The 21925-nt window shown below is 65.2% G+C and carries 28 protein-coding genes and 1 other RNA gene; 11 read left to right on the top strand and 18 right to left on the bottom strand.

Translation table 11 applies throughout. The features are described 5' to 3' along the window. Positions 1-297: 297 nt before the first annotated feature. Together KBY83_RS11490 and KBY83_RS11485 are read left to right on the top strand one after the other, a co-directional pair. Positions 298-516: a hypothetical protein gene (locus tag KBY83_RS11490; protein ID WP_255019642.1), complete on the top strand. Its 219-nt coding sequence runs from the start codon at positions 298-300 to the stop codon at positions 514-516. A 2-nt stretch (positions 517-518) separates the two neighbouring features. Continuing rightward, positions 519-1124 (top strand): outer membrane protein, encoded by a 606-nt coding sequence (locus KBY83_RS11485; RefSeq protein ID WP_255019645.1) that lies wholly within the window; start codon positions 519-521, stop codon positions 1122-1124. A 22-nt stretch (positions 1125-1146) separates the two neighbouring features. On the opposite strand, the gene clpP is transcribed toward KBY83_RS11485, so the two are convergent. Next, positions 1147-1737 (bottom strand): ATP-dependent Clp endopeptidase proteolytic subunit ClpP, encoded by a 591-nt coding sequence (clpP, locus tag KBY83_RS11480; RefSeq protein ID WP_106501623.1) that lies wholly within the window; start codon positions 1735-1737, stop codon positions 1147-1149. Between the two features lie 76 nt (positions 1738-1813). On the opposite strand from clpP, the gene psb29 reads away from it, so the two are divergent. Continuing rightward, entirely contained in the window at positions 1814-2530 is a 717-nt protein-coding gene (psb29, locus tag KBY83_RS11475; protein ID WP_255019641.1) for a photosystem II biogenesis protein Psp29, read from the top strand. Here the strand turns inward: psb29 and KBY83_RS11470 are convergent. The 4 genes from KBY83_RS11470 to petN are packed head-to-tail and all read right to left on the bottom strand — an operon-like array spanning position 2490 to position 5390. Further along, positions 2490-3785 carry a hypothetical protein gene (locus KBY83_RS11470; RefSeq protein ID WP_255019640.1) on the bottom strand — a complete coding sequence of 432 codons (1296 nt, stop codon included), beginning with the start codon at positions 3783-3785 and terminating at the stop codon, positions 2490-2492. The genes psb29 and KBY83_RS11470 overlap by 41 nt on opposite strands. After that, the gene (locus KBY83_RS11465) at positions 3782-5119 is read right to left on the bottom strand and encodes a CofH family radical SAM protein (RefSeq protein WP_255019639.1); all 1338 of its coding nucleotides are present in this window, start codon (positions 5117-5119) and stop codon (positions 3782-3784) included. Before KBY83_RS11465 ends, KBY83_RS11470 begins: the two co-directional genes overlap by 4 nt. Next, positions 5116-5268 (bottom strand): hypothetical protein, encoded by a 153-nt coding sequence (locus KBY83_RS11460; protein WP_193486092.1) that lies wholly within the window; start codon positions 5266-5268, stop codon positions 5116-5118. Before KBY83_RS11460 ends, KBY83_RS11465 begins: the two co-directional genes overlap by 4 nt. A 20-nt stretch (positions 5269-5288) precedes the next feature. Further along, positions 5289-5390: a cytochrome b6-f complex subunit PetN gene (gene petN / locus KBY83_RS11455; protein ID WP_106501620.1), complete on the bottom strand. Its 102-nt coding sequence runs from the start codon at positions 5388-5390 to the stop codon at positions 5289-5291. 70 nt (positions 5391-5460) lie between these two features. On the opposite strand from petN, the gene clpS reads away from it, so the two are divergent. Then, entirely contained in the window at positions 5461-5757 is a 297-nt protein-coding gene (gene clpS / locus KBY83_RS11450; protein ID WP_127431955.1) for an ATP-dependent Clp protease adapter ClpS, read from the top strand. Next, complete coding sequence (locus KBY83_RS11445) at positions 5757-6074, top strand: DUF2103 domain-containing protein (RefSeq protein ID WP_106501619.1); 318 nt, start codon at positions 5757-5759, stop codon at positions 6072-6074. Before clpS ends, KBY83_RS11445 begins: the two co-directional genes overlap by 1 nt. Here KBY83_RS11445 and KBY83_RS11440 read toward each other — a convergent pair. After that, the gene (locus KBY83_RS11440; protein ID WP_254961288.1) at positions 6029-6427 is read right to left on the bottom strand and encodes a hypothetical protein; all 399 of its coding nucleotides are present in this window, start codon (positions 6425-6427) and stop codon (positions 6029-6031) included. The genes KBY83_RS11445 and KBY83_RS11440 overlap by 46 nt on opposite strands. Positions 6428-6508: 81 nt before the next feature. Here KBY83_RS11440 and KBY83_RS11435 point away from each other — a divergent pair, with 81 nt between their 5' ends. Continuing rightward, positions 6509-7156: an NAD(P)H-dependent oxidoreductase gene (locus KBY83_RS11435; protein WP_255019638.1), complete on the top strand. Its 648-nt coding sequence runs from the start codon at positions 6509-6511 to the stop codon at positions 7154-7156. A gap of 8 nt (positions 7157-7164) precedes the next feature. Here KBY83_RS11435 and ssrS read toward each other — a convergent pair. The 4 genes from ssrS to KBY83_RS11415 form a co-directional block, all read right to left on the bottom strand. Next, positions 7165-7346: non-coding RNA, 6S RNA (gene ssrS / locus KBY83_RS11430), on the bottom strand. Positions 7347-7361: 15 nt separating this feature from the next. After that, a complete protein-coding gene (locus KBY83_RS11425; RefSeq protein ID WP_255019637.1) occupies positions 7362-8534 on the bottom strand; it encodes a 5-(carboxyamino)imidazole ribonucleotide synthase in 1173 nt (390 codons plus the stop codon). A 51-nt stretch (positions 8535-8585) separates the two neighbouring features. Beyond that, positions 8586-9914, bottom strand: a complete 1329-nt coding sequence (locus KBY83_RS11420; protein WP_255019636.1) for a hypothetical protein — start codon at positions 9912-9914, stop codon at positions 8586-8588. Positions 9915-9968: 54 nt separating this feature from the next. Next, entirely contained in the window at positions 9969-10859 is an 891-nt protein-coding gene (locus tag KBY83_RS11415; protein ID WP_255019635.1) for a carbohydrate ABC transporter permease, read from the bottom strand. Between the two features lie 37 nt (positions 10860-10896). On the opposite strand from KBY83_RS11415, the gene aroB reads away from it, so the two are divergent. Beyond that, a complete protein-coding gene (gene aroB, locus KBY83_RS11410; RefSeq protein WP_255019634.1) occupies positions 10897-12000 on the top strand; it encodes a 3-dehydroquinate synthase in 1104 nt (367 codons plus the stop codon). Here aroB and KBY83_RS11405 read toward each other — a convergent pair. From KBY83_RS11405 to KBY83_RS11390, 4 genes are all read right to left on the bottom strand, one after another. Next, positions 11997-13307: a Rieske 2Fe-2S domain-containing protein gene (locus KBY83_RS11405; RefSeq protein ID WP_255019633.1), complete on the bottom strand. Its 1311-nt coding sequence runs from the start codon at positions 13305-13307 to the stop codon at positions 11997-11999. The genes aroB and KBY83_RS11405 overlap by 4 nt on opposite strands. A gap of 64 nt (positions 13308-13371) precedes the next feature. Next, positions 13372-14184 carry an ABC transporter permease gene (locus KBY83_RS11400; protein WP_255019632.1) on the bottom strand — a complete coding sequence of 271 codons (813 nt, stop codon included), beginning with the start codon at positions 14182-14184 and terminating at the stop codon, positions 13372-13374. Then, positions 14181-14969, bottom strand: coding sequence for an ABC-2 family transporter protein (locus KBY83_RS11395; RefSeq protein ID WP_255019631.1), 789 nt, complete (start codon positions 14967-14969; stop codon positions 14181-14183). The genes KBY83_RS11400 and KBY83_RS11395 overlap by 4 nt, the downstream gene beginning before the upstream one ends. Then, a complete protein-coding gene (locus KBY83_RS11390; protein ID WP_254999337.1) occupies positions 14966-15958 on the bottom strand; it encodes an ATP-binding cassette domain-containing protein in 993 nt (330 codons plus the stop codon). Before KBY83_RS11390 ends, KBY83_RS11395 begins: the two co-directional genes overlap by 4 nt. A gap of 95 nt (positions 15959-16053) precedes the next feature. Between KBY83_RS11390 and KBY83_RS11385 the strand changes: the two genes are divergently transcribed. Together KBY83_RS11385 and KBY83_RS11380 are read left to right on the top strand one after the other, a co-directional pair. After that, on the top strand, positions 16054-16239 hold the full coding sequence (locus KBY83_RS11385; protein WP_315858971.1) for a DUF4079 family protein: 186 nt from the start codon (positions 16054-16056) through the stop codon (positions 16237-16239). Further along, positions 16236-16934 (top strand): SDR family oxidoreductase, encoded by a 699-nt coding sequence (locus tag KBY83_RS11380; RefSeq protein WP_255019630.1) that lies wholly within the window; start codon positions 16236-16238, stop codon positions 16932-16934. Before KBY83_RS11385 ends, KBY83_RS11380 begins: the two co-directional genes overlap by 4 nt. Here the strand turns inward: KBY83_RS11380 and KBY83_RS11375 are convergent. After that, positions 16894-18072, bottom strand: coding sequence for an SAM-dependent methyltransferase (locus tag KBY83_RS11375; RefSeq protein WP_255019629.1), 1179 nt, complete (start codon positions 18070-18072; stop codon positions 16894-16896). The genes KBY83_RS11380 and KBY83_RS11375 overlap by 41 nt on opposite strands. Positions 18073-18119: 47 nt before the next feature. On the opposite strand from KBY83_RS11375, the gene KBY83_RS11370 reads away from it, so the two are divergent. After that, complete coding sequence (locus tag KBY83_RS11370; protein WP_106501610.1) at positions 18120-18941, top strand: TPM domain-containing protein; 822 nt, start codon at positions 18120-18122, stop codon at positions 18939-18941. 5 nt (positions 18942-18946) lie between these two features. Here KBY83_RS11370 and KBY83_RS11365 read toward each other — a convergent pair whose 3' ends face one another. Continuing rightward, positions 18947-19681: a glycoside hydrolase family 104 protein gene (locus tag KBY83_RS11365; RefSeq protein ID WP_255019628.1), complete on the bottom strand. Its 735-nt coding sequence runs from the start codon at positions 19679-19681 to the stop codon at positions 18947-18949. Between KBY83_RS11365 and KBY83_RS11360 the strand changes: the two genes are divergently transcribed. Beyond that, the gene (locus tag KBY83_RS11360) at positions 19680-19907 is read left to right on the top strand and encodes a hypothetical protein (protein WP_255019627.1); all 228 of its coding nucleotides are present in this window, start codon (positions 19680-19682) and stop codon (positions 19905-19907) included. The two genes, KBY83_RS11365 and KBY83_RS11360, sit on opposite strands and share 2 nt — an antisense overlap. Before the next feature lie 28 nt (positions 19908-19935). Here KBY83_RS11360 and KBY83_RS11355 read toward each other — a convergent pair whose 3' ends face one another. Continuing rightward, positions 19936-21009 carry a hypothetical protein gene (locus KBY83_RS11355; RefSeq protein WP_255019626.1) on the bottom strand — a complete coding sequence of 358 codons (1074 nt, stop codon included), beginning with the start codon at positions 21007-21009 and terminating at the stop codon, positions 19936-19938. Next, complete coding sequence (locus tag KBY83_RS11350) at positions 21003-21905, bottom strand: TIGR04168 family protein (protein ID WP_255019625.1); 903 nt, start codon at positions 21903-21905, stop codon at positions 21003-21005. The genes KBY83_RS11355 and KBY83_RS11350 overlap by 7 nt, the downstream gene beginning before the upstream one ends. Positions 21906-21925: the final 20 nt, after the last annotated feature.

Below are 21925 nucleotides of genomic sequence, written 5' to 3'. Positions count from 1 at the left end.
CTGCTTCCGCTTCAACCGGCGTTTCTCAATGGTTGCGATGACGGAACGGATCGCCAATGCAGTCTGCTGCTGCACGCCTTGCACGGAGCGCGATCTCAGGCTTGCGGAGGCTTATGGGTAATCACGAACCTGTATATTCTTGCCTAATAAATGCTCAGAGCTTTACGCGTGTACTGATCTGATCCTCGTCATCAGCTCTCGTTTGAGGATTTTGCCTACCGTTTGGCGGCAAACTCTCGGGTGCGGATTGACGGGCGTGATGCCTTCATAAATCGCCTGGGTCGCTGGAGTGACCCTGTGGCAGTCGCTAAAGCCCACGCCATCGCCGCCCAGATCTGGAGTGACTGCTGCCAGGGCACCTTTGACCGCAGCCTGATGGCGTATCAACCCCTCATCAATGGCAAGGAGGTGGGGCTGCTGGAGGCGCTAAGGGTGAGGGCAGAGACCAAACGCCAAGCTGCTGCCATCCACGCCTACAGGCTGCTGCGGGCGAAGAAAACTTGGGGAAGGGCTTGAAGGTGCTGCGTGGTCGTGGTGGCAATGCCAGTGGAACATCGGATGTCGAACAAACCCGCGTCGTTGAGCAGTTCGCCCAGGAGAAGGAGGCGGTGCGAATCCTGGTGGCCACCGAGGTGGCGTCTGAGGGCCTGAACCTGCACTACCTCAGCCATCGGCTGGTGCATGTCGACATCCCCTGGTCGTTGATGACTCTGCAGCAGCGCAATGGCCGGATCGATCGCTATGGCCAGAGCCAGCAGCCCCTAATCCGCTACCTCCTCAGCTGCTCCTCAGTGGCCGGTTTTGGGGTTGCCTATGTGGATCTGCCAAAAGTGGGCCGGGTTCGCCCTTTCCTTGGTGCCGGCCTGGGTGTCGCCCGCAACAGCCTTAGCTCCGTTACCTATAGCTTCCCTGGCATCGCTGCCAATGCTGCCACGGTCACGCCCGATGGCAGCTCCAGCGATCTGGCCTATCGCTTTAGCGACCTTGGGGATGTGCGCACCAGCAGGGGTCAGGCTGGCTTGTCGCGGCCGACGCTGCCAGCAGGCACCACTATCCCTATCGGAGGAACGACGGCCGCCTTGCAAGCCCATGGGGTGCAGCTGAGTTTGCGCTACTCGTTTTAATCGTGCCCTTGTAAATTAGACCTCAAACGGGACGCACTGGTCGCTTTTCGATCACCTTGTCAATTAAGCCGTACTCAACAGCCTCCGCGGGTGACATGAAAAAGTCGCGGTCGGTGTCTTCCTCGATGCGGGGCAGGGCTTGGCCCGTGCGATCGCTGAGCTCCTGGTTGAGCTTCTGCTTCAAGTAGAGGATTTCGTTGGCCTGAATGCGGATATCGCTGGCCTGGCCGCGGGCGCCGCCCAAGGGCTGGTGGATCATGATCCGCGAGTGGGTGAGGCTGCTGCGCTTGCCCTTGGTGCCAGCGCAAAGCAGAAAGGCACCCATCGAAGCGGCCAGACCTACGCAGACGGTTTGCACATCTGGCTTGATGTGCTGCATGGTGTCAAAAATTCCCAGACCGTCGTATACCGAACCGCCCGGAGAATTGATGTACATGAAAATATCCTTCTCGGGATCTTCTGCCTCTAGGAAAAGCAACTGGGCCACAACCCGGTTGGCCGACTCAGCAGTGACCGGTTCACCCAAGAAGATGATGCGCTCCCGCAGTAGCCGGGAATAGATGTCAAATGCGCGCTCACCCCGGCCCGACTCTTCAATCACGATCGGGATCATGGAGCTGAATTCACGAATGGTTCCGATCCTACTGAGCCCGGGCGGCTAGGGTCGAACAACCTTGGCCTAATCCAGCGTGAGTGCAGCCCTCACCGTTGCCGACAGCAAGCGGGAGTTTCATCGCGCCTTCCCCTACGTGATCGCGCCGCTCTATCGCCGCATGGTGGATGAGCTGCTTGTGGAGCTGCACCTGCTCAGCCGTCAAACCGGCTTTCGCAGTGATTCCCTGTTTGCCTGCGGCCTGATTCAGGTGTTCGACAGTTTTGCCCGGGGCTATCGCCCTGACGCCCAGCGCCTCCCCCTGCTCCAGGCCCTTTGTTCCGCTTCCGGTTTCGATGCCAACCAGTTGCGCCAGCAGCGTGACAGCGCCATGGCAGCCATGGGCAGCCACAGCGTCGAGCAGGTGAAGCAATGGATCGAACAGGAGGGTTCGGGCGCACCCGAACCCCTTGCGGCAGCTCTTGCTGACATCCGCCGCCCCGATTTCCACTATTCACGGTTGATGGCCGTAGGCCTGCTGAGCTTGTTGGAGCAGGCTCAGGGCGCAGACGCCTTGGATGCCTCCGCCCTGCGCAGCTATGCCCACGAGCTGGGCGGCGCCATGGGCTTACTGCGCGAGCGACTCGACAAGGACCTGAGTCTCTATGCCACCAACCTCGAGAAAATGGCCCAGGCCGTTGAGCTAATGGCGGAAACCGTTGCTGCTGAACGCCGTAAACGGGAACGGCAGCAACAGGAAGCCAACGAGGCACCTACCGAGATTGCAGCTGAAGCCGCCCAGTCAGCTGGCTGAGGGCTGAGCCAGGAGCAGCTGGCACTGCCGTCAGGCTGAGCTGGCTAGCCAATTTGACGGGCTTGGGCAATTCGGGCGGCAGCAAGCCCCGCTCTGCAAGAGCTGCAGGCCGCAGCCGCAACTGCATCGAAGCGCCGAGGCCGGGCTGGTTCAGCACAGGCGTGGCTGCTGCAGGAGATCCGGCAGGTGGTTCGGGGCCAAGGAACAGCAGCAGCTGGGGGCTGCCTGAACCAGCCAGCACCCAGCGCCAACCTCCCACGACTCGCCCATCCTGCTGGCGCCAGAGCGTCGCGGCTAAGGCCTTGGAGCCAGATTGCGTAGCCTCGAGTCCCTGGGTCTCCAGCGGTTCAACCAGCCCGGCGAGCATCTGGTTCCAGGGACGCCGATCCCCTGAGACCACCAACTGCAGCTCCAGACCCGTCTGGAAGGGCCCCTGGGCCAGCTGGCGCAGTCGCAAGACAAAGGGCACACGACGCAGCATGGTTATTTGGGCATCACCGATGCCGTAGCGAGCCGACAGCGGTTCCCGGATCAGCTGGCGGCTCAACAGCCCCTGCAGTAAGCCCTCAAGGCCAGGACCGCGCCACTCAAGCAGCAACCCTGAAGGCAGGGGGGGAGGGACAACAGCTCGCGCTGCACGACCTGGGGCGGCCAGCAGGCCGCTGGCGGCAGCTGCTTCTCCAGCGAGCCCCAGGTTGGCCCCCTCGAGCTCGAGACTCAAACATCCCTCCTGGAAGCGTTGCAGCAAAGGGGCTGCAGGGCCCGCCATCACGCCGAGGCCAAGGGGGGCCCAGAAAACCGCTTGCTCCTGCTGCAACCGCTGCAGACAGCGCTGCTCCAGACCGCGGCGCTGACGTTGAGCCAACTTGAGCTGGTCTTGCAGTAGCCGCTTGGCAAGGGGATCGGCTGCCACGACCACGAGGTCATCAACCCGAATTCCATGGGGAGGCAGGGGGCTTCCTGCTTGGAACTGATAGGCCAAATAGGCGCCACCATCGCCATCGCGCCCCCAGAACTGCCACCAGAAGCGGCGCTGCTGACGCCAAATCCGACGCGCCTGAGCAGCGCCGAGGCGCTGGCTCCACAGGGCTGGCACCGGTCGCTCCGGGGCGGCGGGAAAGCTCTGCAGCAGGGCAGCCTGGCCAATCAACCGCTCCAGGCCCTCGGCCCGGGGCCGGGGGGATCGCAGCAGCAAGCCAGCGGGAAGCAGCAGCAGCAGAAAAGTCAGGGTGAGGGTCCAGCGCAAGCGGGTCACGCCACAGCTCCGTAGGGGGTGGTGCGGCGCCCCACCGGACGGCCAAGCCGCTGGGCAGCCGCCTCAAGCGCCTGGGGGGACTGGCGGGTGCCGCCGCTGGCACCCGCCATCGTTGTGATGTGTTCCTCCATCAAGGTGCCGCCCAGGTCATTGCAGCCCCAGCGCAGGGCCTCGGTGGCTCCTTGGAGGGTGAGCTTCACCCAGCTGGGCTGGTGGAAGCGAAACCAGGGACCCAGTAACAGCCGGGCCTGGGCCGTGAGCCGCAACATCGCTGCAGGGTCGGGCTGGTCCCGTTGCACCCGGGAGCGCAGGGCAGCTGGCGCCGAGGCGCCCACAAAAGGCAGCAACACAAACTCAGTGAAACCCTGGCGCTGATGCTGCCAGGCGTAGCGCTGCACCGCCACCAGGGTGAGCAGGTGAGCCACCACGTCTGCCGGGGACTCGATGTGGCCTGCCATAAGGGTGCTGGTGGCAGGCAAGCCGTGCTGGTGCACCTGAAGCATCACCGCCACCCACTCCCTGGCCGTGAGTTTCTCCGGACAGAGCACCTGCCGCACCTGCTCACTGAGCACCTCGGCCGCCGTACCCGGCACCGATCCCAGACCAGCTGCTTGCAGCCGCGCCAGCACCTGATCGAGGGGCAGCCCGTCGTGCTGGGCGAAATAAAGCAGCTCCTGGGGCGAAAAGGCATGAAGGTGCAACCCCGGTGCTGCCTGCTGCAACAGACCAAGCAACCTTTCGGCATAGGCCAGCTGACTGCCTGCCACCGTGGCGGCTGGGTTGAGTCCACCCTGGATGCAGAGCTCAGTGGCTCCAGCCTCAAGCGCCTCGGCGGCTTTTTGCTGCAGGTCGGCTTCGCTAAGCCAGTAGGCGCCGGGGTCGCCAGCATCGCGGCGGAAGGCGCAGAAGCTGCAGTGCTTGATGCAGTGGTTTGAAACGTTGAGGTTGCGGTTCACCACGTAGGTGACGATGTTGCCAGCCAGTTGTTGACGCAAGCCGTCTGCAGCGCGGCGCAGCAATTCATCCTGCTCGGCATCAGCGGTGCGGCTGAGCAGGATCAGACCGAGGGAGGCAAGCAAGGCCGGATCCCAGCTGCCCGGTTCGTGCTTATCGCTATCACCACTGAGCGGCAGCTTCGGCTGGGCCGAGTCAATGGCCGCAACAAGGTCATCTAGGTCGAGGGGCTCTAGGTCAAGAGCATCTAGGTCGGGGGCTGCCGAAGGGCTAGATGGCTCAGCTGGGGGTGGGACCAGCAGCTCTGCGGCGCTCTGCCAGGCCCAATCCGCTAACCCAGCGGGAGTGGGGGATGGTGGCGAAGAGCCGGCTGGGCTCACTTGCGGCGCTTGGTTTGAAGGGCGTTGCGACGGCGACGATCGCTCCACTCGATGATGGAGAGATAGATCACGCCTCCGCTGACAAACACCAGAAGCAACACCGCGATTGCGGAAAGCACCTGGGAGGCGGAGAGGTTCAGCTCAGGCACAGAGGATCGTCAAAGCCAGGTCAGAACTTGATGCTGTTGTCGCCGTGACGACCCCAGACCACCATGGCGATGGAAAAGCTGAAAAGAGCAGCCAAGGAGGCCCAACCAGCAGAGATCAACATGGTGCAGCTTGCAGTCGTTGAAGGCACTTTACCTAGGCTGGAGCCCTAAAGGTGTTCGTCGTTGCAGTCCGTGGTTGTGGTCCTTTCCTCCGCCAGCCCCGTTCAGGAGCGACTGCGCCTGCGCCAGCCATACCCCGATTTCAAGGTGGTGGTGCTTGACGACGACTTCAACACCTTTCAGCACGTGGTGGAATCACTGGTGCGCATCATCCCGGGCATGCTCGCTGATAAGGCCTGGGATCTGGCCCACCGCATAGACGGGGAGGGTTCGGCGGTGGTGTGGTGCGGCCCCCAGGAACAGGCTGAGCTCTACCACCAGCAGCTGGGAGCAGCCGGCCTGACCATGGCTCCTTTGGAGCGGGCCTGATGGGCCGGGTGGTCATCACCCACAGCACCTACGTGGAGGGGCTGATTCCGCTGCTCAAGCAACTTGCGCTCTGCCCTGGCATCGACACCGTCACCCCGGCGGTTATCAGCCGCGTGCGTGGCCGCAGCAGCCAGATGCGGCTGCGGGTTTCAGCGCCCATCACCGGTGGGCACAAGCTCGTCGCCCGCCGCGGCAGCAGCGTGCAGGAGGTGTTTGTAGTCACCGGCTGGAGCCGCGAGCAACTGCAGCAGTGCCTAGATCGCTTGCTGGGTCAGACACCACCCAACAGCAACTCACCGGAAGGGGAACGCTCGTAGGACGCCGTTGCCTGAAACAGGGCAAAGGCGCCCCCCTCCCGAAACCAGGGCTCAAGCTCAAGGCTGAGCCCTTCGGGCTGCAGCTGCCAGCGCTGCTGAAGGTAGGCGGCATATTCCTGAGGGGTGCTCTGGGCTGCCTGCCAATGCACCACCGCAAAGCTCAGGGCGCTTACCCGCACGGTGCCCCCTTCTGATTCCTGAATCTCCTCTTCAAACAGGAAGGTGCGGAAGCGATCCTGGGCGTCGCGTCCCTCGAGGCAGTATTTGCGCAAGTAGAGCTCCCGAGCGCGAGGAAAAACCGGGCCAGGGGCGAGGGCCAGAAGGGCTTCAAAGGCCTGCTGAAAGGACTCCATCGAGGCTGGCGGCCGAACCCGACCACGGCAGTAACAAGGTCCAGAATGGCCCCTGATCCCCACCGTTGTCGCCACCCCACCATGCCGATCTCCCCCCAGCAGCTCAATGGGGCCATGGCCTGGCGCTACGCCACCAAGGTGTTTGACCCCAGTCGCCGCATTGACGACACCACCTGGGCCGCCCTGGAGGACGCCCTCGTGCAGAGCCCATCGAGCTATGGCCTGCAGCCCTGGAAATTTCTGGAGATAAACGACCCCGCCCTGCGCCAGCAGCTGCGCCCCGAGTCGTGGAACCAGAGCCAGATCACCGACTGCTCCCACCTGGTGGTGTTCCTGGTGCAACGCCAGATCGGCGCCGCCGAAGCCGATCGTCTAATCGAAACGATGGCAGCCGTTCGCGGCCTCGATTCAGCCGCCCTGGCCACCTACCGCCAGATGATCGATGTCGACCTGATCAATGGGCCTCGCAGCCAGCAGATCGACCGCTGGGCCAGCAACCAGGTGTACATCGCCCTGGGCACCTTCATGACAGCTGCAGCCCTGCTCGAAGTGGACACCTGTGCCATCGAAGGCTTCGATCCCCTTGCTTACGACCGCATTCTCAACTTGGCGGACTCGCCCTACCGCAGCTGTGTGGTGTGTGCGGCTGGCTATCGCGATAGCAGCGATAAGTACGCCTCACTGGCGAAGGTTCGCTACGCACCCGCCGAACTCATCGAGAGGCGTTGATTTGAAAGGGGTGGACCGCCGTGCCGTTTTGCCCCAGTGTTCGACCTGGTGGAACCAGAAGAGGGTCAAGGACGGGGCGCCGTTTCCGGCTACGAGGCCGGTTTACGTTGCTTCCGCTGCAGACCCCCATGTCGAAAAGGGAGTCAGATCAGAAAACTGTAAAAGGCAGTCACCAACAAGGCAGTCCTCTGTAAGTGTAGGCCGATTACGGGTTTTGCGGGGGCAGGGGCCAGATGGATCTGACCCGCTCTAAAAGCTGCTCCGCCTGACCAGCCCGTTCCCCAGCTGTGACCCCGTACAGCAGCAGGGTGACATGACCAAGCTTGCGTCCTGGGCTGGAGCCCTCCTTGCCGTACCAGTGCACGGTGGCCTCCGGTATGGCAGCTAGATCATCCCGCTGAGCCTGGTAGTCGGCTTCCGAACTTTCAAAGCCCAACAGATTCACCATCAGTGCCCCCGGCACCTGGAACTCGACAGACCCCATCGGCAGGCCAGCAACGATCCTCACCTGCTGCTCGAACTGGCTGGTATGGGCTGCCTCGATCGTGAAATGGCCGGAATTGTGGGTGCGGGGGGCGATTTCATTAACCTGCAAACCACCCGGGCCATAAAAAAGCTCAATGGAGATCACGCCCACGTAATTGATTGCCGTGAGCAGGGAAGCGGCGATATTGCGGGCATAGGCCTGCACCGCATGGGGCACTGAGGCCGGCGCCAGCACCCAGTCGCATACCTGCTGGTGCTGGTGGGTCTGCACCAAGGGATAACAGCGCACGTTGCCAGCCCGGTCGCGGCAGGCGAGCTGGGAGAGCTCCTGCTCAAAGTTGACAAACTCCTCAAGAATCCAGTCGCCTAGGGGCACCCTTGCCAGCAGGGCCGTGAGATCTTCAGGGCTGCGCAACACGGCTGTCCCCTTGCCGTCGTAGCCGCCGGTGGAGGCCTTGGCCATCAATGGGTAGTTGAAGCCTTCAGGCAACAGGCCACTGGTGGGCAGACCGCACCAGCGCGGGCAAGGCAGCCCCTGATCCTGCAACAACTGCCGCTGGCCCCGCTTACTGACTAGGGGAGCGAGGGCCTCCAGGCTTGGCAGAAAGACGACTCCGTCAAAACTGAGCGGCGCCAGGGCCGGCAGGTCTACCCATTCGTTTTCAAAGGTGATCGCGCCACTGCGGCGCGCCAGCTCCCGGGTGGCCGCCACATCGTCGAGTTCAGCAAGCACCACACTGCTGGCAAGGGCAGTGGCGGGATCCTGAGCCCCTGGTGTCAAAACATGCAGGGGCACATTGAGCTTGCGGGCAGCGGCGGCAAGCATCAAGGCCAATTGGCCGCCACCAACTACACCGATAGCGACTGCAGCGCTAGCAACTGGCTCAGTCACAGGGTTGGCACCAGCCACGGATCTTGGAACTCCCAGCGTGCAGCGTATGAATCAGGACGCCCCGTTGAACTCGTACCAGGCCACAAGCAGCTGATAGGCAGCATTGCGGCGGACCCAAAGCCTGGAGTCACCACCCTGATCTGGATGCCAATCCATCACTTTACGGCGCCAGGTAGCGCGCACCTCCTGCCAACCACTACCCGGTAGCACTCCCAGCTCTTCGCAAGCCTCTCGGTAGCAACTCAGGAAGGCATCGGAACCGGTAGCGGCTGTTGGGGCGGCAGCCACAAAAGCTGGGGCGCCCTGCTCCAAACGGTCCACCACTTGCTGGGCCAGCTTGCTGGCCTGAACCGCCGCCGCCAGCTGCTGGCGGGCCGTATCCATCTGAGCCGCCAGGCTGCCGGCCAGCTTCTCCACCTGTAGTTGGGCTTGCTGGGCAGTGGCCAGGGCCTCGACCCGCCCCTGGCCACTGCTGGCCACAGCAGCATCGAGGCTGGCCGTAGCCCGGCTGCAGCTCTGCTGGGCCTGCTGAATCTGCTGGTCCATCGTTGCCATCTGAGCGGACACATCTGCAGCGACCGACTGGGTATCTGCCTGGGCAGCCTGCGCTGAGCTGATCGCCCGTGAAGCTTCGCTGCGCAATCGGGCCAGCTGGGCCTCCTGGTCGCCGCGAAGTCGATCTAGGGCCGCCTGGGCCTGGCTTGCCTCGCTGCGTAGCCCGGCCAGCTGCTGCTCCTGACTGGCAATCAACCCATCGAGCTGACGGCGAGCCGCTGCCAGTTGATCATTGAAGCCACCGGCGAAAGCATCCAGCTGACCCTCCACCAACTGGACGGCCGCCAAAGCACCGCTGGTGTCGGCTGTTTGGGTAACCAGATCACGGCGCAGGTTGGCGTCTAACTGAACACGAGCCTGCTGGGCTGCGGAGAGCTCAGCCTGCAAAGCCCTAATTTTTGCGCCCGCCTGGGCTGCGGTTCGGTCCTGTTCGCCCTGGAGCGACTCCAACGCTGCCAGTGCCGCCGCCGCCTCGGCGCGAGCCTGGGCCAGCTGCTGGGTAGCTCCGTCGTCAACCCTGGCTAGGGCGGCCTGGGCCGACTGGGTGGTGCGCTGCGACTGCTCCAGCGCCCGTCCCAGGGCGCCAGCCCCAGCCTTAGGGGAGCGCAACAACACCACGCCAAAAGCGGAAAACACCAGTGGCGAAACCAGCACCCAGTAGGTGTCGTTGCTGATCTCCTGGTTTCCCTCGCGGGCGGCCTGCTGGCCCCGCATCAGGATCAGTAGAAACAGCACCACGCCCAGCCCAAGGCTGAACAGGCCCACCATCTGGCGCTCGCTGAGGCTGGAGCGGGGTTTGCCACCGGAGGAAGCAATTGCCTTCATTTCAGGCAAATGAACCCTAGGCAGGCTTCCGGGACTGGTCTAGTAACAGGCTCTTCAAGTGAGGCCGCGATCACCGGCGAAGAGATAGCGCACCAAACTCAGCATCAGCACGATTAAAAACAATGCCAAACCAATCGTGCAGGCGTAGCTGATCTCCAGCTCGGAAAAAGCCTGGTCGTAGACGTAGTAAACGAGGGTGCGGGTGGAATCGGCAGGGCCACCTTGAGTCATTAAATACACCTCTTCGAACACCTTGGTGGCCGCAATTGCAGAGATAACCGCCACCAGGGTGATGTAGGGCCGCAGCAGCGGCAGGGTGATGTCTAGGTGCTTGCGCAAGCCCTCACTGCCATCGAGGGCCGCCGCCTCGTAGAGATCGGGGGAGATGCCCTGGAGCCCGGCCAGAAAGATCACCATGTAGTAGCCGAGGCCCTTCCAGAGGGTCACGAGCATCACCGACGGCAGGGCCAGCAGCGGCGAGGAGAGGAAACCGATGGGATCGAAGCGGCTGCCCAACAGGGCGGTGAGCCAGCCGTTTATCAGGCCGTTTTCGGCATAGATCCAGCGAAAGGCAATGGCCGCCACCACGATCGACACCAGCACCGGGGTGTACAGAGCACCGCGAAACCAGTGGATCCCAGGCAACTGGCGGTTGACCAGCACGGCAAGGGCCAGGGCGCCGACCACGATCGGGGGCACCACTCCCAGCAGATACAAAAAGGTGGTGCCGGTGACCCGGAAAAACATCGGGTCGGCCAGCAGGCGCCGGATATTGGCCAGGCCAACGAAGCGCAGCGGCTCGCTGACATCGAGGCCGGCCTGGCTGAAGCTCATCACCAAGGCCATCGCTGCCGGAATCAGCACCGACAGCCCGATCAGCACCAGGGCAGGCGTCAAGAAGCCCCAGGCCGTGGCGGTGCGCTTGCGGAGATTGGCCTCGCTCATACAGGGCAAAGTACCTGGGCTGGAGGATGATCGCCCAATGGATCTGCAAACGATCAGGGTGGAGCTGCAGGCTTCCCCTTACCCGGTGATCATCGGCTCGGCAGCCTTGCTGAGTCTGGGCGACCAGATTCGGGGCCTGGGATTTAAAGCCGGCACCAAGGTGCTGCTGGTGACCAACGCCGTGGTGGAAGCCCACTACGGCGCCACTGCCATGCAAAGCCTCAGCGAGGCTGGCCTCGATGCCAGCACCCTCGTGATCGAGGCGGGAGAAGATCAGAAAACCCCAGCCACCGTGGGCCTGATCCATGACGCAGCCTTTGCCCGCCGGCTGGAGCGGGGCTCGCTGATCGTTGCCCTTGGCGGTGGCGTAGTGGGCGACATGGCGGGATTTGCGGCAGCCACCTGGTTGCGAGGCATTGCCGTGGTTCAGGTGCCCACCACCCTGCTGGCGATGGTGGATGCGGCGATCGGCGGCAAGACCGGCGTCAATCACCCCGGCGGCAAAAACCTGATCGGCGCTTTTCACCAGCCGCGCCTGGTGCTGATCGACCCCAGCAGCCTTGCCACCCTGCCGGAGCGCGAATTTCGCGCTGGCATGGCCGAGGTGATCAAATACGGCGTGATCGGCGACTCGGAGCTGCTGGCCGAGCTAGAGGCGAGCGGCCCCCAGCTGGCCAGCTTGAACACATTGTCAGCCGAGCTGCTGCAGCGAATTCTGGTGCGCTCCGCCGCCGCCAAGGCGAAGGTGGTGACCGCCGACGAACACGAAGGGGGCCTGCGGGCGATCCTCAACTACGGCCACACCCTGGGCCACGTGGTGGAGACCCTCTGCGGCTATGGCACCTACCTCCATGGCGAAGCCGTTGGCTTGGGCATGCTGGCGGCTGGCGAAATCTCCCTGGCCATGGGCCTGTGGAGCGCTAGCGACCAGGCCCGCCAGCGGGCCGTGATCGCAGCCGCAGGTCTGCCGCTGGCCTTGCCAGCCCTTGATCCCGACGCCGTGCTGGCCTGCCTGCAGGGCGACAAGAAGGTGAGGGAGGGTCAGGTGCGCTTCGTGCTGCCCACCGGCATCGGCAGGGTTGAGATCCGCAGCGACGTCAGCGAAGCAACCATCCGCAGCGCCCTCGCCAGCTGCGCCTAGAGGGCGTTGCGGGGTGGGTGGCCGTCGCCGCGCAATAGCTGGCGCTCCCAGCGATTTAGCTGCCGCAGCAGCAGGGAGCTGCCGCCAAGCAGCACCAGCAGGGTCAACCGCGCCGTCAGCCCGGGCAGCCAGGCAGCCAGTAGCAGCTCCACCCCCAAAGCCACCAGCACTAGCGGCCGCCAGCGGCGTATCTGCCGCAGGGCACCGGAGCAGGCACGGCAGTGGCGGGTGTGGCTGTCGTAGCGATCCATCAGGGCTGCCCGACCCAGCCGGGGCGGCAGGGCGGAGCCAGGGCATGGCTGGCCAGCAACATCTTTGACCCATTTGTGCAACGCCCGCACGTAGGTGTCGGCGCTGGTGGGCAGGAAGCTCGCCTGGCTTTGAACCCGTTCCTGCCAGTGCAGAAACACCTGGTCGTCTTCGAGCACCGTGTGGTTACCGATGTGCTGCAACCACACCGGCCGAGCCCGTAGCAGCAGCCGGGGAAAAACAGAGCGGAACTGAAACGGGAAGCGGGCAAACAAGCGGCATTCCCCAGCCCGGATCGGCGTGGCATACACAACCGTGAGGAAGCGGGCAAATCCCTTCGCCGTGAGGTCGTGCCACATCAGGCCCGGCGCCTGAAAGGTGGTGTACTGGCTGCCCAGGCGCCCCCGGCGCGGGCCCTCGGGCCAAGTGGCAGTGAACCCCTCCGACCCGAAGCTTGTGAGCTCGGCCACCACCGGAGCAGCGTTCTGGCGCTTACCCACCGTGCGGTGGTGGGTGAAGGGCACATGGCTCACATCGAGCACATTCTCCAGCAGGGTGAGGGCATCCATCGGCAGATCGCGGAAGGTGTCCTGCACCAGCCAGCCGGGTGCCTCGAGCACGGGCACCAGCGGCAGGGGCACCGCCACAGCCGCTATCGGGTCGCCGGCAAACACAAACAGCAGCCCCTGGGCGCTGGCTGTGGCGTAGCGGCGGCAGGAGCTGCGGGGGTTGGCGCCGATTGCGGCTTCGGACTGGGGGATCGCGGTGCAGCTTCCTTGGGCGTTGAAACTCCAACCGTGATATGGGCACTCCAGCTCCCCCCTTTCGTTGAGGCGGCCTTCGCTCAAGGGCACGAGCCGGTGGGGGCAGACGTCGGCAAAGGCGCACCACTGCTGACCTGCAGCGTCCCACCACAGCACCAGATCCATCTCCAGCAGGGTGAAGGCCGTGGGGCGGCGAGGGTCAAGATCCTGCAGATAGGCCACCGTATACCAGCGCCGCAACCAGTGCTCCTCCCTGATGCTGGCGGTGGGATTGGCAGGAGCGGGGATCACCATGGGGTGCGGCAGCAACTAAGGAGAAACGATGGTCCGATGATGGCGCGCTGAGCCGCAGCTCCGCTCAACTAGAAGCAGAGGTGTAGAAGCGCTGGGCGTAGCGCCACAGCAGGCGACTGCCAGCCAGGCAAAGCCCGGCGGCCAGCAATGAACCGAAAGCCCAGATGGCCGAACCCCGCCCCAGCAGGGCCTCGGCGGGAACGGTGGTGAGGAAGGCCACCGGCAGCACAAAGGTGAACAGCAGCCGCAGCGCCGGCGGATAGGCGCTCACCGGGTAGCGGCCCGCCACCAGGGTGTAGCGCAACACCTCGGTGGCATTCCACACCTTCACAAACCAGATGCTGAGGGCCGCCAACACAAACCAAAGGCTGTAGAGAATCACCAGGGCTGCAAGCAGCAGCGCCAGCGAGAGCAGCACGGGCCCAGCCGCCGGCAGGCCGGATGGAGCCCCAGGACCCCTGTTGAGCAGGGCCCAAACGATCAGGCCAAAGCCAGCCAATATTCCTGGCAGCCCCCAGGGCGACACGGTGCGGGCCGACAGCCAAAACTGGCTATCAATCGGCTTGAGCAGCACGTAGTCGAGGGTGCCGGTCTGCACGTGGTTGACGATGCGGCTGAGGTTGGGCTGCAGCACGCAGGTGGTGAAACCATCCAGCACGGTGTAGAGGCCCAGCACCACCAAAGCGCCACTCCAGCTCCAACCCCCCAGCTGGGGCCCACCACCAAACAGCAGCTGCAGCACAAAGACGCTGCCTGCCAGGTTGCCCAGCACCGACAGCAGCTCGATCCAGGCATTGAGCGGGTATTCGAGTTCGGCAGCGAGGGAGGTGCCCCAGAAGCGGCGCAGGCTGCGCCAGTAGCGCGCAAACTCCCTCACGCGCCCATCGCCGAGTAGCGGCGCAGGCCCGCCCGCCACAGCCAGTGGCCGATCGGCAGCAGCAGCAGGCACCAGGCGGCGATCGCCCCAAAACCCAAAGCCACATTCACCGGTTCGCCGGCCAGCAGCCGGGCGGGGAAGTCGACCATCCAGGGGAAGGGCGTGGCCAGGGCCAGCCGCCGCACCGCTGGAGGGAAGGTGTCTAGGGGGGCCACTATGCCCGATAAAAACAGATAAGGGATCATCAACAGCCGGTCGAGGGCCGCTGCCCGCTCACTCCAAAAACAGAGGGTGGTAACGAGCACCTGCAGCAGAAAGCGCAGCAGAAAGGCCGCCACAATCGCCAGGATTCCTAGCAGCAAAGCCCCCGCTGACGGCAGCCACAGCAAGCCGGGCGCCGCCAGCCCCACCACCAGCAGCATCACGGCCACAAACGGGATTCGCGACGCCTGTTCACTGAAATGGGCCGCCAGGTATCGCCAGAGTGGCGAAAGCGGCTGCAGCAGGAAGGGCGACAGGCGGCCCTGCAGGGCGTCGTCTTCGAACACCTGAATCATCCAAACCACCGTGAACTGGCGCACCACAAAGGCAGCCAGGAAGTAGTGGCTGAGCTGCTGGGGTGAGAGGCCAGCCGCCGCCGCCGCGCCCGAGCCGCTCCAGACGCCGAGCATGATCAAGGGCAACACCCCAGATAGGGCCCAGAGGGCGATTTCGGCCCGGTATTCGAGCATCAGCGCGTACTGACTGCCCAGCAGCGCCCGCGCCACCCGCCAGGCCCAGCTCATTGGGAGGCCTCGGAGTTTGAATCGCGCTGGCGGAACAAACCGCCGATCAGCTCCTCCACCGGCGGATCACTCACCTCCAGATCCACCACCGCAAAGCGCTCCAGCAGCGCCGCCACCTGCTCGGCGAGCTGGGCCCGCGGCACCAGCAGCCGCACCAGGTGGCCCTGATGGGCTTCGAGCTGGCCGAACCCGGCAAAGGCCTCCGGTGGATGGAGGTCGGCAAGCTCCAGCCGCACCTGGCGGCAGGGGGCCAACCGCTGGGTGAGATCGGCCAGGGAGCCATCGTGGAAGAGCTGGCCCTGATGGATCAGCAGCACCCGCGGGCAGAGGGCGGTGATGTCGCCCATGTAATGGCTGGTGAGCAGCACGGTGGCGCCGGTGCGGCGGTTGTAGTCGGCGAGGAAATCCCGAACCCGCGCCTGGGCATTCACATCCAGACCCAGGGTGGGCTCATCGAGAAACAACACCGCCGGCTCGTGCAGCAGGGCCGCCAGCAGTTCGGCCTTCATCCGCTGGCCGAGGGAAAGCTTGCGCATCGGTCGCCGCAGCTCCTGGCCCAGCTCCAGCATCTCGGCGAGTTGGCCTATGCGCCGCTGGGCCTCCGCCTCCGCAATGCCGTAGACCGCGGCATTAACCCTCAGCGAATCGAGGGCGGGCAGGTCCCAGATCAGCTGCTGGCGGTTGCCCATCACCAGGGTGATCTGGCGCAAGAAGCGGGCCTGACGCCGAAAGGGCTGGTGACCTGCCACCTCCAGCTCGCCGCCGCTGGGGTGGATCAGACCGGTGAGCATCTTCAAGGTGGTGGTCTTACCGGCGCCGTTGGGGCCCAGGAAGCCAACGATCTCCCCCGGCTCGATCGTGAAGCTGATTCCATCCACCGCCAGCACATCGCGATGGCGCCGCCGCAGCAGATGCTGAATTGTGCCGGCCAGGCCAGGCTGCTTCTCGCTGATTCGGTAGGTCTTGCTCAACCCACTAGCGCGAATGATTGGCCCTGCCACAACGTTTTGCAGTCCAGCGCACCGTAGGCAGCCAGCTGGGCTGTTTAGGGTTTAGGAATCGCATCCCTTCAGCCCCTAGGACAATGACCAGCGTCGACTGGCTCTGGCTCCTACACCCCGCCCTTGCGGTAGCCCTGGTTTTTCCCCTGCTGGGCGCTGTCCTGCAGCTGGCCATCCAGACCCGCCGGCGCCGCCTTAACCCAGGCAAGGCGCCGGCAAGCTCCGGCAGCGAGCAACATGGAGCTGTGATGGCGGAGATGCAGCGATGAGCCTGGTGGCAGTAACGGGAGCATCCGGAAAGACCGGCTGGCGGGTGGTGGATGAAGCCTTGAAGCGCGGCCTGGCGGTGCGGGCGATCGTGCGGCCCGGCTCGGTGCTGCCAGCGGCCCTGGCTGAAGCAGAGCAGCAAGGGCGGCTCGATGTGCGGCGTCTGGATCTCAGTGCCACCGAGGCCTTGCATGCCGCCCTGAGCGGCTGTGACTCCCTGGTGATCGCCACTGGCGCCCGGCCATCAGTGGATCTGGCCGGCCCCCTCAAGGTGGATGCCTTCGGGGTGCGCGACCAGATCCGCGCCTGCCAGTCGGTGGGCCTGAAGCGGGTGGTCCTGGTGAGTTCGCTCTGCGCCGGTCGCTGGCAGCACCCCCTAAACCTGTTTGGCTTGATCCTGGTGTGGAAACGCCTGGGCGAGCGCTGGCTTGAAGAAAGCGGACTCGACTGGACCGTGGTGCGCCCCGGCGGCCTCAGCGAGGACGACAGTCGCAGCGAAAGGGAGGGGGTGGTTTATTCCGGCCCCAACCAGCAGGAGAGCAGCAGCCTGCCCCGCCGCCTGGTGGCCCGGGTGTGCCTAGAGGCCCTGGAAACCCCGGCCGCCAGCGGGCGAATCATCGAAATCACCAGCAGTCCCACCCAGCAGCCCCAAGCCCTCAACCAGTGGCTGGAGGCAGCGATCCCGGCTCCCGGCTGAAGCGGGGCAGCTCTGGGGCCACACCCCGGCCGTAGGCCAGCCAGCGGAAATCTCCCAGAGCCACGGGATCCACTAACCGCAGCAGGGCCTCGCGCCGGGCCAGCACGGAGGCCAGCTCAGCCGGGGCCTCCTGCTGCAGCCCGTGCAACCGCTCGGCCAAGCCCAGGGCGAGCAGGGCCTGGCCCTGGCGGCACTGGCCCAGGGGCAGCCAGCCGCTGGCGGCGGCGGCGGCATCGACGCTCTCAACACACAAATGGGCTGTGAGATCCCAGGCGCCTGGCTCCAGCAGCGGATCGCCGCTGGCCTGCTGGCCCCGATAAGCCATCAAGGTGCCGCCAGAGCGCTGGGGGGCGTAGTAGCGCCAGGCCTCTAAGGCGTAGTCGATCACCAGCAGCTGGCCCTCGGCCACGGCTGCAGCGCAGTCGGCCAGCCAGGGGGCCAGGCCCGGGTGCAGCTCGCTGCACCAGCCGGCAGGGCGCTGGGGCGAGGGGGGCAGGAGTCCGAGGGGCTCGAGTTGGGCGGCCGCTGCCGGCTCCAGGGGCGCGCCGGGCTCCAGCCGCAGCGAGAGCTCCGCCCCAGGACCCTCGTGCAGCGCCACCACTTGCTGGCGCCAGAGCACCCCGTCCCACTCGATCCGCTCCACCGCCAGGGCATCGAGCACCTCATGGGCGAGCACCACACCGCGCAGCGGTGATGCCGCCAGCTGCGCGAAGCTGGCCCAGCGACAGGGCAAGGGGCAGTCGTGCAGCAGGGCTCGCTGACGGGCCGCCATGCCCTCGTTGGGCTCCACCAGCACCAGCTCCAGGCGCTGGGCCAGCTGGGGCCAACCGGCCACCAGAGCCTCGGCCAATTGCAGGGCCAAGCTGCCCTCCCCTGGCCCTGCCTCAACCAGGGCCAGGGGCCCGGGACCGGCCGCCAGGGCAGTGAGCCACTCGGCCAGCTGGGGTGCCAGCAGGGCGGCGAAATCGGGGCCCAGGGAGGGGGCGGTGGCGAAATCCCCCGCCGGGCCGATGCGCAGCCGGCCAGCCCCATAGGCGCCGTGCAACGGATCGTGCAACACCCATTCCATGTAGGTGCGGAAAGGGACCGCTGCGCCGACGGCCTCGAAGCGCTGCAGCAGCCAGGGGGGCAAGCTCACGCTCAGACGCCTGCTCAGGGAGAATGCATCTTCGCTGAGGCAGGTGTATGGGTCGCGCTTGGAACGCCGTGCTGCCTGCGCTGGTGTCGCTGTTGCTGGTATTGGCCTGCTGGCTGGGTGTGGGCATCGCGCCGGCCCAGGCCTACGACAACCCCGACCTCCTACCCGACCATCCCACCCCGGTGATCGACCTGGCCAAGGCCCTCACCGATGGTCAGCGCATCAGCCTGGAAGAAAATCTCACCCGCTTCGAGGCCGATACCGGCTGGAAACTGCGGGTGCTCACCCAGTACGACCGCACCCCAGGCCAGGCGGTGAAGGACTTCTGGAACCTGGACGAACGCAGCCTTCTGCTGGTGGCCGATGAGCGCGGCGGCAACCTGCTCAACTTCAACGTGGGTGATGCCCTGTTTGCCCTGATGCCCCGCACCTACTGGGTGGAGCTGCAGACCCGCTTCGGCAACCAGTACTACGTGCGCGACAACGGCCAGGACGCCGCCATTGTCGATGCCCTGGCAGCGGTTGAAATTTGTTTGGAGCGGGGTGGTTGCCAGGTGGTGCCAGGCCTGCCACGCGAGCAGTGGCTGCTCACCCTCTCCACTTCCATGCTCGGCGGCCTGGTGGCGGGCTTCGCTTCCTATCCGCGCAAAGAGGGTCGCAAGGTGGAGTGGGCCTGGGTGCTGCTGCTCTCACCTTTGTGGCTGATCCTGTTTGGCGCCCTAGGCCTGGGCCCGATCCTGACCCGCACCAACGACCTGCTGCCGGTTGCCCGCAACACCCTGGCCTTCCTCGGTGCAGCTCTTGGCGCTTACCTAATCGCCGGAGCCACCGTGGGTAAGGCCAGGCTCAAGGATGCCGACCAGGGTTAGAACGTTCAGCCGGGGTTTTGGCTGCGGCTGCGCGGTCCCAGCTTTTCGAGCGCCTCGAGCTGACAGCGCAAGGAGCCCGCAGGCGCGCAGGCGGGCTTGATTTCAACCCTTGCTATGGACTGGGGCTGCTGATCGCGCAGACGGCTGAGGTTGTCGTCGTAGAAGCGCTTGAGATCGTGGAAGCGCTTCACCGGCTGGCCGTAGAAGCTGCGGCCGGCGAGGGTGGGGAAGCTGGCCCACTCGGGGGCCAATTTGGCCGCCAGCAGCGGCGAGAACACGCCTTGATCAGCCAGGGCCAGGGCACCACGACGCTGGATTAGGTAGATGGCGCCCTGGTCTTGGACCTGGGGGCCAAAGGCCGCGATTCCCAAGGAGCGCGAAACCATGGTCCAGGTGAAGGGCATGAACTGATAAGCACCCGCAGCGGCGCTGGCATAGCGGGCAGTGCGAACCACCCGGTCGGGATGGCGCTCCAGGGAGGGCATCAGGCCGCCACCAAACATGATCCGGTAGCCGATGTCGTCGCCATCGGCCCAGGTGCCTTCGGCGTAGCGAATGGTGTTGAGCAGGGCGCGGCGCTCAGCGGTGATCGCGAAGATCCGCACCGGCGGTGGGGGCAGGGGCAGGGCAATAGCCGTTGGGAAGCTGGGCTGAGAGGGTCCAGATGCTTGGAGCAGCTCGGAGCCTTGGAGCAGCTCGGAGGCCTGGGCTACTGGAGCCGACAGGGCAAGGGTGCCCATGCCTAAAGCCAAGGCGAGGGCGGATCTAAAACAGTTGCTGGGCAAGGTCATACCGGAGCGGATCAAACGGCAGACCGCCTGCAGGCGGCCAAATCTGGAAATGCGTAGAAAAGATTTGTTCGTGCCAATTTGCCTATCAATCGGCCCAGACACGATGGAGTTAGTGCCAATCGCACAGGTGTCCACCAGTGTCAACAACTACAGCGAACAGTTCAGATCACTGTGAGCCAGGTCAATTGCGCCTGAATTTTTGACTAAAACAAACAGCCCGCTTCAAAAGCTGCAAGCGCCTCGGCCGCCTGCAGAGCACCCTGGCCAGCCAATGGCTCACCAGTGGGGGGCTGCAAAGGCTGGTCGAGCTGCCAATCCCCCTGGCGGGCCTGCTCCTGGCTGAGCAGCCGGTGCCAGCCGTGGCGCACCAAAGCCGCCTCCAGCACTGGCGCTTCGGCAAAACCTTCGCGATGCACCAAATGCACCCCCACTCCGGCGCTCAAGGCCTCGCAAAAGGAGCTGTATCCGGGCTTGGTGATCAGGCGGGCGCAGTGCCCTAATACCTCCAGCGGCCGCACCCCGGCAGGCAGCAGGCGGCAGTTGGCAGCTGGGGCCAAACGGGGATCGGGACTAACAAACACGTGATCGGGCCAGAGCTGCAGCAACTCCGGATCCAGGTCGTAGCCCAGCCCCCCAAAACTCACCAGCACGCAGCGTTCACGCTCGTCCGGCAACTGCAGCTGGCGGGCCAGGCTGCCCGGCTCAAGCCGGGGGCTACCGGCGGTGAGCCCAATCGACAGCTCGGGAATTCCCCAGTCGATCGGCATCGCCAGGGGACAGCGCAGCAGCAGGTCGCCCTGGCGGTAGGCAGCCAGGCAACGGTCGGCCCAGGGGCTGAAAGCGGCACCCATCGCCCCGTAGATGGCCTCCCAGCCAAAGCTGGCCAGCCAGATCAGAGGCGCCCCGAGGCCTCGAGCCAAGGCCGCCGCCGCTGGGGGCACGTCTGCAAGCACAAGCAGCGGCATCGCTTGGGCGGCCAGCCAGGCCTGCTCAGCCGCCAGCTGGGCGGGCAGCTCAGCTTCCAGGGCCAATAGGGCGGCCAGGGTTGCCCCAGCGTCTGCCCCTAGGGCATCGGCCTGCACCACGCCCACGTCCCAACGACAGGGGCGATGTTCAAAGGGCACGGGCCCCAGGGCGGAGCGCAGAAAGGCCTCAGGTAGGGCCGTGGACAACACCAAGCGCCAGTGGGGGCGCAGCCCATGCAGGGCGGTTAAAACGGAAGCGGTGCGGGAGCCATGGCCAAAACCATGGGCACTGACGCAGGCATAAATCAGCACGGCGCCAGTTCGGGAGCTGGGTTAGGGGCCGGGTTGGGGGCAGTCCAGAGGCGCTCTTCGTAGAGCAGCTCACCACCCAGGCCAAACCAGCGATGGCTGGCACTCACGACCTCCTGGCCCACCAGCTCCACCCAGCTGAAGTGCCGCAGGGCCTGGCCGGCGCCATCGGTGCCGTGGCGGGGAACGCAGGCGGTATTGAGGTAGGAGGTGCCGGCCCGATCGCGGCAGAAGCTTTGGCGATCCCCCTGGCCGCGCCTGAGGGCATGGTGCATGTGCCCAAACACCACCAACGGCACCGGGCGATTGAGGCGGATCTGGCGGATGGCCAGGGCTAGGTCGAGATCACCCCAGTCGCAGGCGGGTGGCTTCCAGTCGCGGCCGCAGGGGGAGGTGGCATCACTGCCGAGTCCGGAGGGTCCGCTATGGCTCAGCAACACCAGGGGCCAGTCGGGGGGTGCGGTGGCGGCGGCGGCCGTGATCCGATCGGCCGACTCCTGCAAGCTCACCGGGCCGAAGGCAGCTAGCGCCGCCCGAGAAAGCCTGAAGCCACCGCCGGCGGTGGCCGGCCGCCCCCCCACCACCGCCAGATCCGGCGGGCTCAGGGCTCGCAATTTCCAGCCGCAGTGAACCTCTCCCAGCAGGTCGATCTGGTGCTGCAGCGTGCGCCCAGAAGCGTCCTTGCCGGTGTCGTGGTTGCCAAGGATGCAGGCCACTGGCATGGGCAGTTGGCGCAGCAGGGCCGGAATTCGCTGCTGACCATCGCTTAGGTCGCCCACGACGAGCAGGGCATCGGGGGCCAGGCAGTCCAGCAGCGCATGGTCGCTGTGGTCCCATTCACCATGCAGATCTCCGGCGATGGCAATGCGGAGCGTTTTACCCCCGCCGGATACCGCCATCACTGCTGCCTAGGCTGATG

The sequence above is a fragment of the Cyanobium sp. WKJ7-Wakatipu genome, assembly GCF_024345355.1.
In the GTDB taxonomy this organism is placed as follows: Bacteria; Cyanobacteriota; Cyanobacteriia; order PCC-6307; family Cyanobiaceae; genus Cyanobium_A; species Cyanobium_A usitatum.
This window is presented reverse-complemented; position numbering and strand designations above follow the sequence as displayed.